General features: G+C 42.7%; 1 protein-coding gene. It reads right to left on the bottom strand.

Features of this window, described 5'->3' with window-relative positions:
- A partial coding sequence (locus Q5762_RS39025) for a penicillin-binding transpeptidase domain-containing protein (RefSeq protein WP_315897062.1) occupies positions 1 to 255 on the bottom strand: 255 nt, incomplete at both ends.

The raw sequence follows: 255 nt of genomic DNA, 5'->3' as shown, positions 1-255 counted from the left end.
AGCCTTCTTTGTACACTCCATTGTTGGCTAAAGTTTGAAAGCCGTTGGTTTGTTGTAAAGTAGTCACATCCATTGGGCCTAAAGGTGCGGATTCCATTGACCATTTATCAGAATTTGGATACCCCATCTTCGCCAAGTAATTGTCATAAGAAAAAGTCGGGGAGGTTTTGGCTTTCAAGGTTTCGTAAGTGTTATAAGCCGTGATATTAGTCGACTGGATCAAGGCTTCCCGCACCGTTTGAAATTCTTTGACCC

It is taken from the genome of Streptomyces sp. P9(2023), from assembly GCF_032436795.1.
GTDB lineage: Bacteria > Actinomycetota > Actinomycetes > Streptomycetales > Streptomycetaceae > Streptomyces.
This window is presented reverse-complemented; position numbering and strand designations above follow the sequence as displayed.